Consider the following 19,120-nt stretch of genomic DNA (forward strand, 5'->3'; position numbering starts at 1 on the left):
CGTCGGCTTCTGCGTATCCGCGCCACTCGGCGACGCCGGGCGGATCGCGCACTGGCCGCGGGGTGTTGACGCTCACAATTGGACGTCATATCGTATGTATGTACGTATTACTGAATGACGAGGATAAGGGAAAGCACATGCCGAACGTCAAAGTCGGTTACATCGGACTCGGCCACATGGGCCGAGGAATGGCACTGAACATCGCGCGCCACGGATTCGATCTCACGGTCTTCGACCAGTCCGACGACGCCCTCGCGCCCCTCGTCGAAGCGGGTGCTCGACGCGCTGCGAGCATCGCCGACCTCGCCCAGAACGTCGACGTCGTCTTCACCTCCCTCCCCGGCCCGCCCCAGGTCGAGTCCGTGGTGTTCGGCGACGACGGGCTCCTCGCCAGCATCTCCGCCGGTCAGGCCTACTTCGATCTGTCGACGAGTTCACGCGCGCTCGCCTTGCGGATCCACGACGCCTTCGCGGAGAAGGGCGCTCACATGCTGGACGCACCGGTCAGCGGCGGCCCGGCAGGCGCGGCGTCGGGCGACATGGCGTTCTGGGTCGGCGGCGACCGCAGCGTGTACGACGAGCATCTTCCGGTCCTCCTCGCGATGGGCGACAAGCCGCGTCACTGCGGCCCCATCGGGTCCGGCACCGTCGTGAAGCTCGCCAACAACATGACCGGCTACATGATCCTGGCCTCACTCGCCGAGACGTTCTCGACGGCGGTCAAGGCGGGGGTGGACCCGCTCGAACTGTGGGATGCACTGCGGTTGGGCGTCGTCGGGAAGAGCTCGCCGCTCGACATGCTCACCAAACAGTTCCTGCCGGGTCAGTACGAGCCGCCGGCGTTCGCGCTCAAGCTCGCCTTCAAGGACGTCAACCTGGCGACGGAGATGGCGCGCGATCTCGGGGTGCCCATGCGCCTGGCGAACATGACCATGGCCGACATGACCGAGGCATTGGGCCGCGGACTCGGCGAACAGGACTCCCGCGCCTACCTGAAGCTCCAACTCGAGCGTGCGGGGGTGACGATCGCCGTCGACCCGGACGAGCTGGCTCGACGCATGAACGAGACGACGCATCGAACCTAGGGCCGATGGCACGGCATTCCAGGCTCGACAAGAAAGCAGGTGAAACCATGGAGAGTCCGCAGGCATCGGTTCGCTACGACTTCCCCATCCGAATCGTCGACGGTCAGGCCGACCATCTCAGTGCATTCTTCACCGCCGCCCGAGGGCGGCGCACCGGGATCCTGCAGATTCTGGTCCACGGGGTCTCCTACGACCACCGGTACTGGGATGCGGGGCGGATCAACGGCGTCGACTACTCGTACGCGAACTACATGGCCGCGCAGGGATTCGACGTTCTGGCAGTCGATCTTCCGGGCGTGGGAGCCAGCTCCCGCACGAACGGTGGATCGGTCACGATCGACGTCGTCGTCGACGCTCTCAGCGGGCTGATCGGCAGGCTGCGGGAGGGTCCCGATCCGCTCGGCCGCGAGTTCGCGCACATCTGTCTGGTCGGCCACTCCATGGGCGCAGCATTGTCGGTCTGCACCCAGGCGGCGACTCGGTCCGCGGACTCGGTGATCGTGACCGGGACGGGTTTCTCGCCCATTCCCTCGGGGAGCGGGTGGCCGGACGGAACGCGGGAGAAGCTGCTGACGGCGGATTACGCCCTCGTTCCGCCGGAACTGCGGAGAACGTATTACCACTTCGCCCAGACGGATCCCGCCGTGTTCGACTTCGACAATCGTGAACTGCGGACACCGCTCCCCAGCTCACTGTGGGAGGACTGCATCCGCCTCCGCGCGAACCCGAACGGCGTCGCCGGCCGCGTCGACTGCCCCGTTTACCTCCAACTGGGCGGCGACGACCCGATCATGCCCGGAGCGTATGCGGAGCAGGAGGGGCGCGAGTACGCAGCGTCCGCAGAGATCGTGACGGAGTCCATTCCGGACATCGGGCACTGCTTCAACCTGCACCTCAACCACGAGGCCAGTTGGCGGGCGATCGTCCGCTACCTGCAGCGACACGTTCCGGCATAGAATTCGCCCCCGGTCCGATCGGACCGGGGGCGAACTTCTGTCTCATGGGCGATCATGCGCGACGCGGGTGTGAAGCGAGCCGCTCATTTCGCCGCAGCGTTCTCCATCTCGTCGAACACCGTGCGGGCCGTGCTGAACGCAGCGAGCCCCGCAGGCATCCCGACATAGATCGCGATCTGCAGCAGGCACTCTCGGATCTCGTCCTTGGTGAGACCGTTGTTGATCCCTCCGCGAATATGGCCTGCCAGGGCGTCTGGTCGATTGAGAGCCGCGAGCATGCCGATGTTGAGAATGCTGCGGCTGCGGCGATCCAGTCCTGGACGGCCCCACACCTCTCCCCAGCAGTATTCGGTGACCAGGTCCTGGATCGGACGCGAGAACTCATCGGTCGAGGCGAGAATCCGGTCGACGACCTCGTCGCCGTTCACCTCCCGACGAACCTTCAAACCCTCTTCGTACCGACTCTCTGACATGTCATTTCCCTTCTCTGGTGATTGCTTGCCCGCGAACGCTCAGGCAGGTTCGTAGTCGTTGTCCGCAGGCACCACCGAGCTCGTTGACGTGCCACTGGTAGAGGTCGCGTGTCAGATCGCCGAGAAACATCGGGACGCCGGAGGCGGAGCCCAGTTCGCAGACCAGGCGCAGGTCCTTCAGCAGGAGGCCCAGGGTGAAGCCCGGAGCCAGCGCACCGTCGATCACGCGAGGCATGAACTTCTCGAGAAAGACGTTCCGTCCTCCTCCTGCGGTCAAGATCTCGGTGGCGCGGGTCGGATCGATCCCGTTCTTCGCGGCGAGGGCGACGCCCTCCAAGGTGAGAAGCCGTTGCGCACCGGACAGCATGTTGTTCACCAGCTTGATCACCTGACCGGCCCCGGTGTCACCGGCATGAAAGACGTTGCAGGTCACGTCATCGAGGACCGGCTTGATCCGTTCGAAGTCCGCGTCGGGCGCGCCGACCATGATCGCGATCGTGCCCGCCTGCGCTCCACGCCAGCCACCGCTGACCGGTGCATCGATCAGTGCGATGCCGCGCTCGCGCAGTACCGCGGCCATGTCACGGGTCGCATTCGGATTGCCCGTGGTCTGATCGACGATGATCGTGCCCGGTGTCAGCCGCGCGCTGAACTCCGCGTCGAAGACGACGCTCCGGACATGCTCCGAGGTCGGTAGACACAGGAAGATGATGTCGCAGTCGGCGGCGATCTCACCGGCGTTGCGGCAGGCCGTCGCACCCGCGTCGACGAGTCTGCGCACGGCATCGGCGTTTGCGTCGTACACCTTGAGTGGTCGGGCGAGTTGCAGACGCTCAGCCAGCGCGCCGCCCATGTTCCCGAGTCCGATGTATCCGATCTCCATCGCGATTGCTCCTGTCCTCGTCTGGATTCAGTCCGTCGCGTCGTGGTTGGCGCCGTCGTAGTACGCGTCGGGCACTTCCTCGGCCCACTCGGCACCGCCGAACGTCACAGCGAGATGCATCATCGACTGGCCGTCTGTCGCGCCGTGCCAGTGGCGCGTGTTCGGCGGGGTCCACACCATGTCGCCGGTCCGCAGCCGGACGGTTCCGTTCTCGTCGCCGACCAGCGCTTCGCCGTGCTCGACGATGAGCAACTGACCGCCGGGGTGGCTGTGCCAGTGAGTGCGGGCGCAGGGTGTGAAGAACACGCGCCCGAATGAGTTGCCTGCGTCGTCGGCCTGAAGGATGTCGCGCCACATCTCGCCCGTGTACGGCCCCTTCGATCGTTCTGACGGGCTGCCGTCGCCCCGCCTCACCACGGTCAACATCTACTGCCACCTCTCGTCATGACGCCGTGCGCCAGATTTCAGAATTGAACCACTGAGATATACCTAATTCGGTACGTTCATACTTTATTTCGTACGTCCTCGGTGTGTCAACAGTCACGTCAGTGGCGCATGGCGGCGACGCCGGCCACATCGACGCGGAAGGCGTACGACGTCTCCGGATCTCCCCGGACCAGCTCGCGCAGCCGCATCTCGACCTCGTGATCTGCGGCGATCGCCCGCATCCTGATCTGCATCTCATGGTCGACCCACGATGCGACCATGTACTCCTCGTAGTACCGGCCGTCCACGGCGGGATCGGCGAGCAACTGCCACCGCAACGCTCCGGTGCGCAGACGGATGAGCCGGATGTGCGCCATGATGTCGACGAACTCGCCCTCCGTGGCGAAGGGAACGTCGTAGAGCACCCGCACCTGCATGGGACGGGCCTGCGCCTCGGCATCCACCACGATCTCCGGGCTGACCCACGCGGGCACCGCCGACACGTCACGCTCCCCGAGATCACGCAATGGCAGGAACACGCCCAGCAGCGACCCGGTCAGCAGCCACACCGCCGCGATCACCAGCATCGCGACCATCGAGAACGCGCTGCCGATCCAGCCGAACACCGCCGCGCCGAAGGCCTGGCCGGCAAAGGTCGCGATCATCATCACGGAGATTCCACGAGCCCGAACCCAGCCCGGGAGATACATCTGCAGCGCAGCCTGATCCGTGGCCAACACCGTGGTCCACGCCCAGCCTGCCAGCACGGTCGCCGCGCCGAGTACCACCGTGTTCGGAGCCGCCGCGGCAACCGCCAGCGACACACCGGCAACCACGAATCCGATCGTCACGACGGTGTTCTGTCTCGCCATCGCATCCAGACGCGGGAGCGTGACGGCGCCGAGCACGGCACCCGCCCCCTGACAGGCGAGCACGAGCCCGAGCGCCGATGCTCCCGCACCCAGTCGGGTCGCGAGCACCGGCAGCATGCTCAGGAGCGCCATGACGCCGAAGGTGAACCAGAACGTCCTGGAGATCAGCTTCAGCGCCTGGGGCGAGTGTTGAACAAACCTCACACCGATGACAGCCGCCGACAGCCATCGCTCCTGCATCCGATCGGCAGCCGGTGGCGGTATCTTCAGCACCGAGAGCACGATCAACAACACGACCGTGGCCGGGATCGCGGCGGCGAAGGCGACGCCCACCGAGGTCGCGGCCAGAATGAATCCGGCGATCGCCGGGCCGAGCACCCGAGTGCCGTTGGTCGCGATGGTGAGCAGCGCCGACGCACGGGGAATCGCGTTCGTCTCGACCAGATCCGGAACCATCGAGCTGAGCGAGGTAAAGGTCACGACGATCCCGCCCGCCAGAAGGGCCAGCAGCGCGAGCATCGACCACGGGTTCAAGACGCCGCCCAGAGTCAGGCAGACGAGTACCACCTCGCCGGCGAGCACGACCACCTGAACGCCGATGACGAGCACTCGACGATCAAACCGATCCGCCATGACGCCCGCGGGGATGGCTAGGAGCGCCATGGGCAGCGTCATCGCGACCTGAACGTACGGCACCAGCACGTCGCCACCCGGTCTACCCACTAAGAACCATTGCGCCGCGACCGGGAGCATCCATTGCGCCAAGTACGCGGCAGCGACAGCCGACCACAGCACCATGAATCGTCGATCGCGGAGCGGGGACGCAGTCCGATCAGCCACCGCAACCTCCATGTACATACTAATGAATGCGTGTACTTAATAGAGTACAGGCACGAGTCGTTCGCGATGGCCTAACCAGCACTCTCCCGCATCCTCGAGGCCCTCGTTGAGGAGGACACCCGCGGCAGCGGCTGCATCAGGGACACGTCGTCACATCGCGAGTCGTCGTATGTCGCGCCCCGAACATCGCTAATCTCGCTCCATGCTCTCGTGGAAGTCGGTCGACGCCGACGCCGCCGTGGTCGCACCCGATGAACGCCTCTCCTGGCCTCGCACCGTCGGCATCGGCGCGCAGCACGTGGTCGCGATGTTCGGCGCAACGTTCCTGGTCCCAGTCCTCACCGGTTTCCCGCCGTCGACGACGCTGCTGTTCTCCGGAATCGGCACGGTCGTCTTCCTGATCATCACCGGCAATCGGCTCCCGAGTTACCTCGGTTCGAGCTTCGCGGTGATCGCTCCCGTGATCGCAGCGGTCGGCTCACACGGAACCGGCAGCGCACTGGGCGGTTTCATCGTGCTCGGCGCCACCCTGGTCGCCATCGGTGCGGTGGTCCACCTCGTCGGCACTCACTGGATCGACGTCGTTCTTCCACCCGTCGTCACCGGCGCGATCGTCGCATTGATCGGGTTCAATCTCGCGCCCGCCGCGAAGGACAATTTCGAGAAGGGGCCGATCGTCGGGCTGGTCACCCTGGTGTTGATGGTCTTCATCCTCGCCTTCTTCCGCGGGCTGCTCGGCCGACTCGCGATCTTCGTCGCCGTCGTCGCCGGGTATCTGCTGGCGCTGGCGATGGGCGACGTCGACACCGACGCCATCGCGTCGGCCGCCTGGATCGGACTCCCCGAGTTCACCGCCCCGACCTTTCACCTCTCAGTTCTGCCGCTCTTTCTGCCCGCGGTGATCGCGCTGGTCGCCGAGAACATCGGCCACGTCAAGTCCGTCTCTCAGATGACCGGTCGTGACCTCGACCCGATCACCGGTCGCGCGCTGATGGGCGACGGCCTGGCGACGATGCTCGCCGGCGCCGGCGGCGGCACCGCGACAACGACGTACGCCGAGAACATCGGCGTCATGGCCGCGACGCGCGTGTACTCAACGGCCGCCTATTGGATCGCAGCATTCGTTGCGATCGCACTGTCGCTGTGCCCCAAGATCGGTGCGATCATCTCCGCCATTCCGCCGGGCGTCCTGGGCGGCGCGACCATCGTTCTATATGGGCTCGTCGGCCTGCTCGGGGTTCGGATCTGGGTGACCAATCACGTCGACTTCTCCGCGCCGCTCAATCAGATGACCGCCGCCATCCCCCTCATCATCGGCATCGCCGATTTCACGTGGCAGCTGGGCGACCTCACCTTCACCGGTATCTCGCTCGGCTCGATCGCCGCGCTCCTCGTCTACCACGGAATGCGCCTCGCGACCGCCGCGCGGAACGCGGCCGACAGCTCTCGGGATTCCGGCGCGATGGTCGTGCCGAAGTCCGGGCCGACGGGCGCGGACGCGCTCGAGAAGGACCACTGATCCCAGGCCACTCGCCCATCCCCAATCCTCCCTGCGCCGATGCCGCCGCCGAAATAACCTGTGATCGCAGGCCTGACGATAACGGCTGCCTCTGACAATCCGGCCCTGTGCTGATATCCCGATCAGCGCACGGCATCGTTATCGAACCCTTGTTCTTATTCAAAGTGAGGCGTATCATAGTTGTTACAGCTTCATTGGGATGACTGGAAGGTCGTCTCGTGTTGTTTGAGAACTTCATAGCCGTCGCGCACAGGCGACACGGACTGCTTCCGTAGCACGGGGCTTTAAGGGGTGGTCGGTGGGTGCGCACGGAAGCGGGACCGCCGTCGGTTCGAGGGTTCGGCCGGCAGGGGTTTGCGGATCGACGCCGAATCGCCGTGAGTTGCCTCCTTGGGTTGGAGTCACTCCTCGGGTCGGCCCCTGTGGTAAGGGGTCGCGTCTCGGGTCGGCTCCTTGGGTTGGGGCCGGGTCTCGGGTCGGTCTCCTTGGGTTGGAGTCGCGGCTCGGGATGGCTCCTTCGGTTGGAGTCGCCTCTCGAGTAGGCCCCCTGGGTTGGGGCCGGGCGATGCGGGCGATCCAGTGCCGGGCCTTCGGGCCGGCGGCCTGTCCTGCGACGTCGCCAGACCACCCTCCGTTTCGGGTTTCGGGTGGGTCTGGCGGCGGGGGGTGACTGCTTGCGTCGGATCGGTGTCGTGCGTGTTGTCCAACGTCAGCGGCGCATCCGCCCTCGGGCTCGGCGATCCCGGGCCGGAGGCGATGCTCCGCTACACATCTCGGGCGCGCTCCCCATCGGAGCGAGCCCAGCCAGATCGCGACCCGCAACGGGTCGCGTTCGCCAACAAAGGCAAGGGGGATTGCCATGGCTATTGTCGACGTCATCACTGAATTCGCTGACGCGCTCATCGAAGCGCTCAGCCCACCCACACTCGCTGCACCCGGAGGAGAACTCGCGTGCTTGTGTGCGAGTCCTTCGACGGTCGGTTTCGATGACGCTGTCATCGGGCAGACCATGGTGCAGTTGACCCGGGTGGTCAATCTCGCTGGGACGGCGATGTCGGGGTTGACCGACGCCGCCGGCCGGGCCGGACTACCGGCTCGGAAACGAGTCAAAACCAGCACCGACCTGCTCAAGCAGTTGGGCATCACGCCGGCAGCCGCGCATCGATACGCGCGGACCGGGCACGCCGCGCACACGATGCCAGGCGTGATGGTTCACGCACGAACCGGCGGCGTTCCGATCGAACAACTCGATGCCATCGGAAAAGGCATCACGTTCGTGGGTCGACGGGTTCCGCTGGATGAGGATCGACGCGCTGATCTGGCGCGGCGACTCTCCTGCCAGGTTACTCCGGCGGATGTCTCCCAGCGCGCTCGGGAACTCGCCCTGGAATGGCAGCCGGAGATCGATGAGACTGATCCCGATGCGGTACCGGTCGCGGAGAATCCGGATCTCAACGAGATGACGTTGGTGACCGGGGACGACGGCCGCACCACCGGGACGTTCGATCTGGACGCGCTGACCGGCGAGGAACTCAATCAGGCGCTCGATCCATTGTGTAAGCCGATTCCGCAGCCCGATGGTTCGCGGGATCCGAGTACCGCTAAGCAACGTCGATCCGACGCGCTCGCGCAGGTCATTCGCACCTACCTGAACGGGAAAGAGCGGCCGACCGTGTCCGGAGGAGTTCTCCCGCACGTCACCATGATCGTCCCGACCCACTGCGGTGACAGCAGCGCAGCTGGAAGCTCGTCCCAAGTCGCGTCACTCGGTTTCACCGGCCCGATCTCCCCGGCGACCGTCGGACTCGTCCTCTGCGAAGCCGCGATGCGCCGAGTCATCCTCGACCAGAACTCGGCACCGCTGGACGTCGGCCGCGAGCACCGCCTGGTGACCGCCGGACTCCGCCGAGCGCTGGAAGCCCGCGACCGAGGTTGCGCGTTCCCGGGCTGCGGACGCCCGATCTCCTGGACCGACGCTCACCACTGCACACCCTGGTCGGAGGGCGGAGACACTGCGATCGACAACTGCGTCCTCCTCTGCCGCATGCACCACACCCTGATCCACCAAACCGGCTGGGAAGTGTTCATCGGCCACGACCGCCACCCCTGGTTCCGCCCACCCCTCGACCAAGCGAACCCGGACCGCCAGCGCGAACCGATTCGCTCCAACGCGAGAAGGACCATGACCGCCGCGCCAACAGCGGCAGCGTGACCTTCACGCCGCTCCCCACGCGGGCGTGACCAGCTGCCCCCGCGCGGGCCGACCTTCACGCCGCTCCCCACGCGGACCGACACGCGCCGACCTCTCAACTATCACGCGTTCCGGTTCGCGAAAACCGACAAGAATGGCCCGATTCGTCAGATCTTCGAATCCGCCACGGCACCGAATCCGAGGTCGCCGCGGAATCGCGTCAGGCTCACAGCGCTGACCTGCACAAACCCTTCCACCGTTCGGACGACAATCCGCATGGCATGTGCACCACCGGATTTCAATTGAGGCCACTCCCACCGAAGTCCACTGCACGACCCGCCGCACAGCGTTAGGGTGACCCCACCCAGCAACTGCTGGAGAACCGAGAGGGGATTTCATGAATCACGTTGCTCGACGAGTGGCCGGGGTAGTGGCCGCAGCTTCGCTCACCGCGACCGTCGTCGTGGGTTGCAGCAGCAATGACGACGACAACGCTTCCGCATCGTCGGCATCCATGTCGGCGACCGCGACCGATGGTGCAGGCTCCACCGACGCCACCGATGGCGCCGACGCAGGAAACTCGGCAGACAAGGCCGAAGTCACCGCCGCAGACGGATCCACCGTGACCTTGACCGGCTCGATCGCGAAGAAGTACAACTCCGCGACCGAAGCACAGAAGAAGGACCTCGGCAAGGCGCAGACCGGTGCGGACGCATCCGGCACCAGCTCCACCGGCCTCATCTTCCAGCAGTTCGACGGCGGCGTCATCACGGCGAAGTCCGCGGACGCTCCCGGATACATCACCTGGGGCAAGATCCGCGACGCGTGGAACGTCAAGCGCGACGACACGGGCAAGCCGGCAGCCGACGGCAAGGGCGGCTCGGAAGGCCCGCTCGGCGCACCGACCAGCGACGAGACCGACGAGGGCTCGATGAAGGTCTCGACGTTCGACAACGGCAAGATCACCTTCAGCCCGAGCGAGAACAAGACCGAGGTCACCGTCGACGGCAAGGTCGTCGACACCGAGTAACACCGAGTGGCCTGCAGGACACAGGAGACACGTCGCCCGATTCGCCGATCGCGAACGGGCGACGTTTCTCTTCTTCGAATCGACGAGACGCCCGACGCCGACGCCAGTTCAGTGCCCGGGTTCGTGCGCCCCGACACAGAAGTTACTCGAAAGTAGCTTTTCTTTAAGAATCGTTTAAGATCACCGGGTACGCCTGATGCCCGGTGCTGCCGCGGTGGTCGACGACCGACCACCACACGGCCATCGCTCCGGAGCAGTGACCCCTCCGGAGCAGACGATGACCACCGCGCACCCCCGCCCGAAGATTCAGCGATCCCGGCTCGCCCGCCTGATCGTGGCCTTGCTGGTGACCATTCCGCTGGTCCTGGCGGCCGTCTACATGTGGGTGCTGTGGGATCCCACCAAGAAGGTCGACCAGATGCCGGTCGCGATCGTCAACAGCGACACCGGTTTCGTGAAGGACGGCGAGCCGATCGAGGCGGGCAAGAGCGTCGCCGACAATCTGCTGGAGTCCCAGGCACTGGGCTTCCGACTCGTCGACAGACAGACGGCCGTCCGCGGGCTGAACACCGGCGACTTCTACTTCACCATCGAGATCCCCGCCGACTTCAGCGAGACGCTCGGCACCATCGCGACGGTGGCCGACGCACCCGCCCTGATCACCGTGACGTTCAACGACTTCAACACCATCAAGGCGTCGCAGATCGGCGGCGCGGCGATGGAGAAGATCCACCAGTCGGTTCTCCGTGGCGTCGCCACGACCACCGTCGGCGGACTCGTCGACGGCGTGCAGACCCTCGGGGACGGCCTTCGGAAGGCTGCCGACGGTTCGGTGAAGCTCTCCGACGGCGCGGGCACCCTCGCCGACGGCATCACCAACGACCTCCAGCCCGGCGTCCGCACCGCACGCGAGGGCGGAGCCAAGCTCGCGACCGGTGCCGGCACTCTCGCCGACGGCCTCGTCACCTTGCGCGCGGGCACCGATCGCCTCGGCGACGGCGCCACCCAGGTGGCCGACGGCATCGAACGCCTCACCGGCCGGATCCCCCTCGCCGAGGTGGAACGACTGCTGGCACAGGCCCAGACCGTGCTCCCGAACTCGTCACAGCTCTCGACGGTCACCGAACTGATCGAAGGACTCAAGGCCCTCGAGGCGGGCAGCAGGCAGATCGCGACGGAACTCACCGATCCCACCGCGCAGTACCGCAGCGGGCTCAACCGCCTGGTCGACGGCGGCGGCGAGCTCAGCACGGGCGCTTCGGCATTGGCCGCCGGTCTGGTCAAGATCGACGACGGCGTCGCCAAAGTGGCCGACGGCGCCGCCCGGCTCGACGACGGCGCAGGCGAGTTGCGAGAAGGACTGGTCGCCGGCGCAACCAAGGCGCCCGACTTCGGCGACGACGCGTCGCGCATCTCGCTGGCCCGACTCATCTCGACGCCGATCGACAAGCAGACCGTCCACGTCGCGCAAGCACAGTTCCAGGGTCCCGGTGGCGCTGTCACCATTCTGATCATCGCCACCATGCTGATCCCGATCGTGGTGTTCATGAGTTTCCGCGGCCACCGCTTCGTCACCGACGACGAGACCCCGCGCAGCCTGCGCAACACCCTGCGTCGCGGCCTGCTGATCAGCGGCATCAGCCTGGTCGGCGTCCTGGTCGTCGGAGTCGGCGCCTGGCAGTGGCTCAGTCCCGCACCCGACCCCGTCCACTTGTGGCAGGTGGTGCTCATGTCCGCGGCGGCGACGCTCATGAACGTCGCGGCGATCTCGGTCCTGTTCACCCTGTTCGGTTACGTCGTCGGCTCGTTGAGCTCGTTGGCGTGGCTGATGCTGCAGCTGTTCTCGTACGGCGGCATCTGGATGATCGAGACCGTCCCGGCGCCGTTCCAGTGGCTGCACTGGGTCTCGCCGATGACGGTGATGCGGCACGGGTACATCGCGGCCTTCAACGGCGTACCGGGATTCGCGGCCGCGCTCGTCAGCGTGCTGATCCTCGCGACGGTCGGCGGCCTGGCGGTCGCTGCTGCCGTCCGCTACCAGCGCAAGCGGTTCCCCGAGCAGCTCGCCGATCATCCGAACGCGCCGGAGCCCGCGACGGTGTAGGCGGGCCTGCCGCTACTGCGTCGTCGTGCGGCGGCGAGACCTCGCCCACCACAGCAGGGCTCCGGCCGCGATGGCAACGATCACGACGACGTCGACCACCGGGTTCGCCAACACAGAGGCGCCGTCCTGCAGCCGCAGCTGCACCTCGGGATCAACGGGTTCGCTGATCGCGATGAACCCGTTGCTGAACCAGAAAGCGACGCCGACGACGATCAACGCGATCCCGGCGATGAGGTTGGTGGTGTGCAACCGGACCCGGCCGAGCACCACCTCGCGTCCGCGCAGCACGGCACGGACGCGGTCGCCGATTCGGTTCCACAGCGCCGCGATGAGCAGCAGTGGAACCACCATGCCCAGCGCGTAGACGGCCAGCAGCACGCCGGCGCCCGCCATGCCCCGGGTCGCGGCCATGGTCAGCACGGCGCCCAGGATCGGCCCGGTGCAGAACCCGGCGACCCCGCTGACCGCGCCGAGCACGAAGGTCTTGAGCAGGCCCGCGCGACGCACCGACTCCTGTTGCAGTCGGGACATCCCGGGAAGGGCTCGTCCCAGGTCGAATCCGCGGCCCGCGAGCTGGATGACGCCCATCAGCACGATCACCACCGATGCCACCGCGATGATCGTCGTACGATGCTGTGCCACCGCCCCGGCGAGCGCTCCGACCCCGATGCCCACCGGCAGCAGCGTCACCAACAGCCCGATATAGAAGACTCCACCGTGGACCAGCAGCGCGCCGCGGGCGCCCACCGTCGAGGCGAAGAATGCGGGCAGCAACAGTGCAGCACAGGGGCTGAGCAGCGCCAGGATTCCCCCAGCGAACGCTGCGACCAGACCGATGTCCATGGCTAATCTCCGTCGACGGGCAGCATCGCGTCGAGCTTGTCGAGGTAGGTCTCGGGCGGACCGGCACCGGCGATCGGCTGACCGCCGAGGATGAACGACGGCGTGGAGTACGCCCCGACCGTGGCGGCCTCCTGCTCGCTGCGATCGACGGCGGACTTCGTCTCCGGTGACTGCAAGTCCGTGCGGAACCGCTCGACGTCCAGATCGAGAGTCGCCGCTGTGGCGACCAGCGCGTCGTCGGTCAGTTGGTCCGGTGAGGGCTTCTTCCCATCCGCGAACAACGCCCCGTGATAGTCCAGGTAGCGATCTTGGAGAGCCGCGGCGTAGGCGGCCTCTGCGGCCCGCCGCGAGGCGTCGCCGAAGACGCTGATGTCGCGCATCTCCAGCCGCAACTGCCCGGCGTCGACCCGTTCGAGGATCGCGGGCAGCGCATCCCGAGACCACTGGGCGCAGTACGGACACTGGTAGTCGCTGAACGCGACCATCGTGACCAGCGCGTCGACCTTCCCGAACGCCAGTGGATCGGCGGCATCGCGCCGTTCGATACCGATGTCGTACGGATAGACCTCACCGGCCGACGGTTGCGCGGTCGGCGCGTCATCGTCATCGCCGTTGTAGACGACGACGAAGCCGATCAGCGCCGCCGCCACGATCACGACCAGGCTCGGCACCAGCCAGACCGGCCCTCGCGACTCCGTGTTCGACACAGCTTCCCCTCTCCTTTTGATTACTAAGCAAGATAGTAATCAACTATGCACGATAGTCGTCAATGGGGCATACTTGCCGACATGATCGATTCCTCTGTGACCGTGCGAGCGCTGCGCGAATCGCCGCGATTGATCGCACAGGCGGTGCGCGAGGCCACACTGCGCCAGGCCGCGACCGCGGTAGTCGTCGCCATCGCCGTGGCAGCCGTCATCGGCTCGGTGACGGTTCTGATTCCCAACGACGTCTTCGGTCGCGAGATCGCACCCGTCGCCTGGAACTACCCGGTGCTGGCGGTGACCGCGGTGCTGTCCGGCCTGTTGGCGGCCACCTATGTCCGTCCCGACCGCACCACTGCGACCGTCGAGTCCTCGCACGCGACGCGGCCGGGCCGATTCGGTTCGGTCGGGGTGGTCGTATCGTGGTTCGCCGTCGGCTGCCCGGTGTGCAACAAGTTCGCGCTGCTCGCTCTCGGTTACAACGGTGCGCTGTCATGGTTCGCTCCGCTGCAACCGCTGCTCGCCGTTGTCGGCGTGGCGTTGCTCTGGACCGGCCTCGCACTCCGGCTCGCCGCTCAAGACAGGTGCCCCCTGCCGAGCGGGGCCGCGGCATGAGCGCCCAGCCCATGCGGCTCGGGCCGCTGGAACAGCAGGTGATGGACATCCTGTGGGACGCCGGTCCGTCGACCGTCCGCGAGATCATCGACGCCCTGCCCACGCCGTCGGCCTACACCACGATCGCCACCGTCCTGCACAACCTCGACCGCAAGAAGTTGGTCAGCGCGCAGCGCCGCCGCCGCTCGGTCCACTACCGGGCCAAGCACAGCCGGGACCAACACGCCGCGCAGTTGATGAACCAGGCCCTGGCCTCGAGCAAGGATCGGGCAGCTTCGATCCTGCACTTCGTGGACACGATCTCCGACGACGACGCCGCGCTGCTGCGCGAGTACCTGCAACGACCCCGGACGGACGACCAGCCATGAGTCCGTCCGTGCTCCCCGTCCTGTTGGTCGGAGCGCTCGTGATCAGCGCCGTCACCGCACCCCGACTGATCCGCATGGCGGCGCCCGCACTCGCCCCACGACCCCGACTCGCGGTCGGACTGCTGGCCGGCGGCGTCCTGGCGTGGCTGCTCTCGTTCATGGCGCTGGGTCCGCTGTTCGCCTGGATGACGACCGCCAAGCGCGGAGCCGACTCCGCGGGCTTCTGCCGCAAGTGCCTGGAATCGTCGAACCCCTGGGCCACCCCCGTCTTCGACACCGGCATACCGACGACCATCGTCATGGCCGGGCCCGCCCTGCTGGTCGGCATCGGACTCGCCACGCTCGTCGCCCGCGTGATCGCCGGCGAGATCGACGCCGGGCGGGATGCCGCACGGATTCGCCGCCGCGCGCGCCCCGAGCTGATCCGCGGGCACCGGGTGCTGGTCCTCGACGATCCCCGCGCCGAAGCCTTCGCCTTGTCGTCGCGGCACGGTGGCATCGTGCTCAGCACCGGCACGTTCGAGGCGCTCGACCCCGACCAGCTCGACGCCGTCCTCGCCCACGAACAGGCTCACCTGTCGCAGCGCCATCATCTGATCGCGGCGATCAGTCGCCACGCGACGCAGGTGTTCCGACCGATCCCCGCCCTCCACGCCGCGGCGGCGGCCATCCCGCTGTACCTGGAGATCGCCGCCGACAACGCCGCGCGCGACCAGATCGGCACCCGCGCCCTGGTCTCGGCACTGCTCCGACTCGACACGCACCGTCGAACCGCCGACCGCGCATCAATCGTCGGAGTCGCGGCCCTGCATGCCACCGGTCCCGACCGATTCCGCACCCTGGTGTGCGCCCCGTCGTCGACCGGTGGTCGAGCCACGGCGATCGCGACGTCGCTGCAGAGTGCGGTCCTCGTCGCGCTCACCGCGGCGGTGGCGCTGCCGTGGCTCGCCGCGATGACGAGTGGGTGTGCGTGAGGTCCACGCGTCGATCGCTCCTCGTCGTGGCGCTAGCGGTGATCGCGGCGGTGGCCGTCGTGCTCGCGGCCTATCTGCTGCGCGACTCCACCTCCACGCCCGCATCCCCGGCCCCGTCGACGACCCTGCACAACACCGGACCCGCCGGTGATGTGCCGCGGCGCGCTGCCGACGACCCGATGGTCCTCGGCGACGACGACGCGCCGGTGACGTTGGTCGTGTTCAGCGAGCTCACCTGCCCGTACTGCACCCATTTCGCGACCGAGATCCAGCCGAAGCTCGAGGACCGCTACGTGGCAACGGGGCGCCTGCGCATCGAATGGCGCGACGCTCCGACGTCCGGTCCGACCGCCCGGCTGACCGCGCGCGCCGGCCGGGCCGCCGCAGCGCAGGACCGCTTCTGGCCGTTCATGCGCACCGTCGTCCGCAGCGATCACCAGGCGTCGCCTACCATCGACACGCTCGTCCGTCTCGCCGAGACCGCCGGGGTGACCGATCTCGATCGCTTCCGTCGCGAGGCGACCAGCGACGTGTTCGACGCCGAGATCGACGCCGATCTGCAGACCGCGCAACGCTTGTTCATTCCGCCGTCCCCGGCCTTCTGGGTCGACGGCACGCCGCTGCTCTCCGGCCTCCCGTTGCGCGCGTTCACCGATGTCATCGATGGGAAGCTCGCCCTCGGCGGGTGACGACGCGCCCCGACTCGCCGTCAGATCTGCCGGAGCCAGCCGACGATCACGAACACCGAGACGACGGCGACGACCGCGGTCACCACGATCGCCCACAGCGCCGGGCGTCGCCCCTCCACGAGGACCGCCCACCGTCGCTGAAGAAGCCCGAGACCCGCGAACAGCGCGACACAGCAGAGGACGATGCCGACGGCGACGCCGACGTGCGCGGCCCACGCGCCCGCCCGCGACGGTCCGCCCCACGAGTTGTCGTAGGGCCCGCGGTCGACGACACCGTAGAGCAGTCCGCGCAGCACCGACAGCACTCCCGCCCCCAACACGATGAGGTAGGCCGGCAGGCAACTGCTCAGTGCCGCGCCGAACACTCGAACGGACCGCCGGCGGCTCGGATCCGATTCGTCCACGGCGTCGCGGTAGCGTGCGCGGATCAGAGCGCGGCCTGCCGTCGCCGGCAGCAGCGCACCGTCGCGCACCAGCGACACCAGACCGGAGGGCGTCGTCGAACGGCTCACGTCGCCATGCTAGTGAGAATCCGGCCCAAACGGTCCGCGACACTCCTATCGTCGAAGCATGGGCATCGATCCGCACGTCACCGGTCCAGACATCAAACCGCGCAGTCGCGACGTCACCGACGGTCTGGAGCGCAGCGCCGCGCGCGGCATGCTCCGCGCCGTGGGGATGGGCGACGACGATTGGGCCAAGCCGCAGATCGGCGTCGGTTCGTCGTGGAACGAGATCACTCCGTGCAATCTCTCGCTCGACCGCCTCGCGAAAGCCGTTAAGGAAGGCGTGCACGAGGGCGGCGGCTATCCCCTCGAGTTCGGGACCATCTCGGTCTCCGACGGCATCTCGATGGGGCACGAGGGCATGCACTTCTCGCTGGTCTCGCGGGAAGTCATCGCCGACAGCGTCGAAACGGTGATGAGTGCCGAACGGCTCGACGGATCGGTGCTGCTCGCCGGGTGCGACAAATCGCTGCCCGGCATGCTGATGGCCGCTGCCCGCCTCGATCTGGCTTCGGTCTTCCTCTACGCCGGGTCCACGCTGCCCGGCTATGCCGCGCTGTCCGACGGGTCCGAGCGGCAGGTGACGATCATCGACGCCTTCGAAGCGGTGGGCGCCTGCGCACGCGGTTTGATGAGCCGCGAAGACGTCGACACCATCGAGCGGTCGATCTGCCCGGGTGAGGGCGCCTGCGGCGGCATGTACACGGCGAACACCATGGCCAGCGCGGCCGAGGCCTTGGGCATGTCGCTGCCCGGCAGTGCCGCGCCGCCGGCGCCCGACCGCCGGCGTGACCGCTACGCCCGCGAGTCCGGGGCCGCGGTGGTCGAGCTCCTGCGCCGCGGCATCACCGCCCGCGACATCATGACCACAGAGGCTTTCGAGAACGCGATCGCCGTGGTGATGGCGTTCGGCGGTTCCACCAACGCGGTGCTGCACCTCCTCGCGATCGCGTACGAGGCGCAGGTCCCCTTGACTCTCGACGACTTCGCCCGCATCGGTGCACGGGTGCCGCATCTCGCAGACGTGAAACCGTTCGGCAGGCACGTGATGACCGACGTCGACCGCATCGGCGGCGTCCCCGTCATCATGAAGGCGCTGCTCGACGCGGGGCTCCTCCACGGTGACTGCCTCACGGTCACCGGTCGGACCGTCGCCGAGAATCTGGCGAGCATCGCGCCGCCCGATCCCGACGGTCTGGTGCTCCGCGCCATCGGATCCCCGATCCACCCGACCGGTGGCATCACCATCCTGCACGGCAGCCTCGCCCCCGAGGGCGCAGTGGTGAAGTCGGCGGGCTTCGACACCGATGTCTTCGAGGGGTCCGCCCGCGTCTTCGATCGGGAACGCGCCGCGATGGACGCGCTCGAAGACGGCACGATCACCGCGGGCGACGTCGTGGTGATCCGTTACGAGGGCCCGAAGGGCGGGCCCGGGATGCGCGAGATGCTCGCGATCACCGGTGCCATCAAGGGCGCTGGGCTCGGCAAGGACGTGCTGCTCCTGACGGACGGCCGCTTCTCCGGCGGCACCACCGGTCTGTGCGTGGGCCACGTGGCGCCCGAAGCCGTCGACGCCGGTCCGGTCGCCGCGGTTCGGGACGGCGACCGCATTCGCCTCGACGTCGGCCGCGGCACCCTCGATCTGCTGGTCGACGCTGACGAGATCGCTGCCCGCCTCTTGGGATTCGAGCCTCTCCCGCCGCGCTACACCCGCGGTGTGCTGGCGAAGTACTCGAAGCTGGTCACGTCGGCATCGCAGGGCGCCGTCTGCGAGTGAGATACGCGGTCCGACCACGACAGCTCAGATGTCCACAGACCGGCACCGGTGGCGGGTGCTCCCCCCTGGATCACCCGCCACCGGCGGTCCTGCCGCACTCACTTCCCCGACGCCAGGGGTGAAAGTTGGATGGCACCAACACCATCCACGTAGTCGAAACCCTAGGCACCCGGCTCAGCGAGGCACGTCAGTTACCGTACAGCAAACAGACCCCGTCAACCAGTCAGAATCCGGGAAATCCCCGTTAACACGGCACGAATTCGAA

18 protein-coding genes are annotated in these 19,120 nt (G+C 67.2%); 11 read left to right on the forward strand and 7 right to left on the reverse strand.

Translation table 11 applies throughout. The features are described 5' to 3' along the window. The first annotated feature begins 137 nt into the window (after positions 1-137). Both GH2_RS04220 and GH2_RS04225 read left to right on the forward strand, forming a co-directional pair. A complete protein-coding gene (locus tag GH2_RS04220; RefSeq protein ID WP_066163542.1) occupies positions 138-1,085 on the forward strand; it encodes an NAD(P)-dependent oxidoreductase in 948 nt (315 codons plus the stop codon). A gap of 47 nt (positions 1,086-1,132) precedes the next feature. After that, positions 1,133-2,041 carry an alpha/beta hydrolase gene (locus tag GH2_RS04225; protein ID WP_169802420.1) on the forward strand — a complete coding sequence of 303 codons (909 nt, stop codon included), beginning with the start codon at positions 1,133-1,135 and terminating at the stop codon, positions 2,039-2,041. Positions 2,042-2,124: 83 nt separating this feature from the next. On the opposite strand, the gene GH2_RS04230 is transcribed toward GH2_RS04225, so the two are convergent. The 4 genes from GH2_RS04230 to GH2_RS04245 all read right to left on the reverse strand — a co-directional run bounded on the left by GH2_RS04230 (position 2,125) and on the right by GH2_RS04245 (position 5,535). Beyond that, positions 2,125-2,514, reverse strand: a complete 390-nt coding sequence (locus tag GH2_RS04230) for a carboxymuconolactone decarboxylase family protein (protein ID WP_066163546.1) — start codon at positions 2,512-2,514, stop codon at positions 2,125-2,127. 1 nt (position 2,515) lies between these two features. Then, positions 2,516-3,397, reverse strand: coding sequence for an NAD(P)-dependent oxidoreductase (locus tag GH2_RS04235; RefSeq protein WP_066163548.1), 882 nt, complete (start codon positions 3,395-3,397; stop codon positions 2,516-2,518). Between the two features lie 27 nt (positions 3,398-3,424). Beyond that, on the reverse strand, positions 3,425-3,823 hold the full coding sequence (locus GH2_RS04240) for a cupin domain-containing protein (RefSeq protein ID WP_084247301.1): 399 nt from the start codon (positions 3,821-3,823) through the stop codon (positions 3,425-3,427). 119 nt (positions 3,824-3,942) lie between these two features. Continuing rightward, the gene (locus GH2_RS04245; protein ID WP_169802421.1) at positions 3,943-5,535 is read right to left on the reverse strand and encodes an MFS transporter; all 1,593 of its coding nucleotides are present in this window, start codon (positions 5,533-5,535) and stop codon (positions 3,943-3,945) included. A gap of 202 nt (positions 5,536-5,737) precedes the next feature. Between GH2_RS04245 and GH2_RS04250 the strand changes: the two genes are divergently transcribed. From GH2_RS04250 to GH2_RS04265, 4 genes are all read left to right on the forward strand, one after another. Next, entirely contained in the window at positions 5,738-7,054 is a 1,317-nt protein-coding gene (locus GH2_RS04250; RefSeq protein ID WP_084247303.1) for a uracil-xanthine permease family protein, read from the forward strand. An 859-nt stretch (positions 7,055-7,913) separates the two neighbouring features. Continuing rightward, positions 7,914-9,266, forward strand: coding sequence for an HNH endonuclease signature motif containing protein (locus tag GH2_RS04255; RefSeq protein ID WP_066163553.1), 1,353 nt, complete (start codon positions 7,914-7,916; stop codon positions 9,264-9,266). 376 nt (positions 9,267-9,642) lie between these two features. Beyond that, positions 9,643-10,275: an LGFP repeat-containing protein gene (locus tag GH2_RS04260; protein ID WP_066163556.1), complete on the forward strand. Its 633-nt coding sequence runs from the start codon at positions 9,643-9,645 to the stop codon at positions 10,273-10,275. A 277-nt stretch (positions 10,276-10,552) separates the two neighbouring features. Further along, a complete protein-coding gene (locus tag GH2_RS04265) occupies positions 10,553-12,379 on the forward strand; it encodes a YhgE/Pip family protein (RefSeq protein WP_066164253.1) in 1,827 nt (608 codons plus the stop codon). A 12-nt stretch (positions 12,380-12,391) separates the two neighbouring features. Here the strand turns inward: GH2_RS04265 and GH2_RS04270 are convergent, their stop codons facing one another. Both GH2_RS04270 and GH2_RS04275 read right to left on the reverse strand, forming a co-directional pair. Then, complete coding sequence (locus GH2_RS04270; protein ID WP_066163557.1) at positions 12,392-13,222, reverse strand: cytochrome c biogenesis CcdA family protein; 831 nt, start codon at positions 13,220-13,222, stop codon at positions 12,392-12,394. Between the two features lie 2 nt (positions 13,223-13,224). Continuing rightward, positions 13,225-13,929, reverse strand: coding sequence for a DsbA family protein (locus GH2_RS04275; protein ID WP_066163559.1), 705 nt, complete (start codon positions 13,927-13,929; stop codon positions 13,225-13,227). Between the two features lie 81 nt (positions 13,930-14,010). On the opposite strand from GH2_RS04275, the gene GH2_RS04280 reads away from it, so the two are divergent. Genes GH2_RS04280 through GH2_RS04295 form a run of 4 tightly spaced genes read left to right on the forward strand, consistent with a single transcriptional unit; the run spans position 14,011 to position 16,572 of the window. After that, on the forward strand, positions 14,011-14,541 hold the full coding sequence (locus GH2_RS04280; RefSeq protein WP_066163560.1) for a hypothetical protein: 531 nt from the start codon (positions 14,011-14,013) through the stop codon (positions 14,539-14,541). Then, positions 14,538-14,909 carry a BlaI/MecI/CopY family transcriptional regulator gene (locus GH2_RS04285; RefSeq protein ID WP_066163561.1) on the forward strand — a complete coding sequence of 124 codons (372 nt, stop codon included), beginning with the start codon at positions 14,538-14,540 and terminating at the stop codon, positions 14,907-14,909. The genes GH2_RS04280 and GH2_RS04285 overlap by 4 nt, the downstream gene beginning before the upstream one ends. Next, positions 14,906-15,883 (forward strand): M56 family metallopeptidase, encoded by a 978-nt coding sequence (locus tag GH2_RS04290; protein ID WP_066163563.1) that lies wholly within the window; start codon positions 14,906-14,908, stop codon positions 15,881-15,883. The genes GH2_RS04285 and GH2_RS04290 overlap by 4 nt, the downstream gene beginning before the upstream one ends. Next, on the forward strand, positions 15,880-16,572 hold the full coding sequence (locus GH2_RS04295; RefSeq protein WP_157086000.1) for a DsbA family protein: 693 nt from the start codon (positions 15,880-15,882) through the stop codon (positions 16,570-16,572). Before GH2_RS04290 ends, GH2_RS04295 begins: the two co-directional genes overlap by 4 nt. A gap of 20 nt (positions 16,573-16,592) precedes the next feature. Here GH2_RS04295 and GH2_RS04300 read toward each other — a convergent pair whose 3' ends face one another. After that, positions 16,593-17,084: a hypothetical protein gene (locus tag GH2_RS04300; protein WP_157086001.1), complete on the reverse strand. Its 492-nt coding sequence runs from the start codon at positions 17,082-17,084 to the stop codon at positions 16,593-16,595. Positions 17,085-17,142: 58 nt separating this feature from the next. Between GH2_RS04300 and ilvD the strand changes: the two genes are divergently transcribed. Next, positions 17,143-18,855 carry a dihydroxy-acid dehydratase gene (gene ilvD, locus GH2_RS04305; RefSeq protein WP_066163569.1) on the forward strand — a complete coding sequence of 571 codons (1,713 nt, stop codon included), beginning with the start codon at positions 17,143-17,145 and terminating at the stop codon, positions 18,853-18,855. Positions 18,856-19,120 lie beyond the last annotated feature (265 nt).

Source organism: Gordonia hydrophobica NBRC 16057, from assembly GCF_001592365.1.
Lineage (GTDB): Bacteria > Actinomycetota > Actinomycetes > Mycobacteriales > Mycobacteriaceae > Gordonia > Gordonia hydrophobica.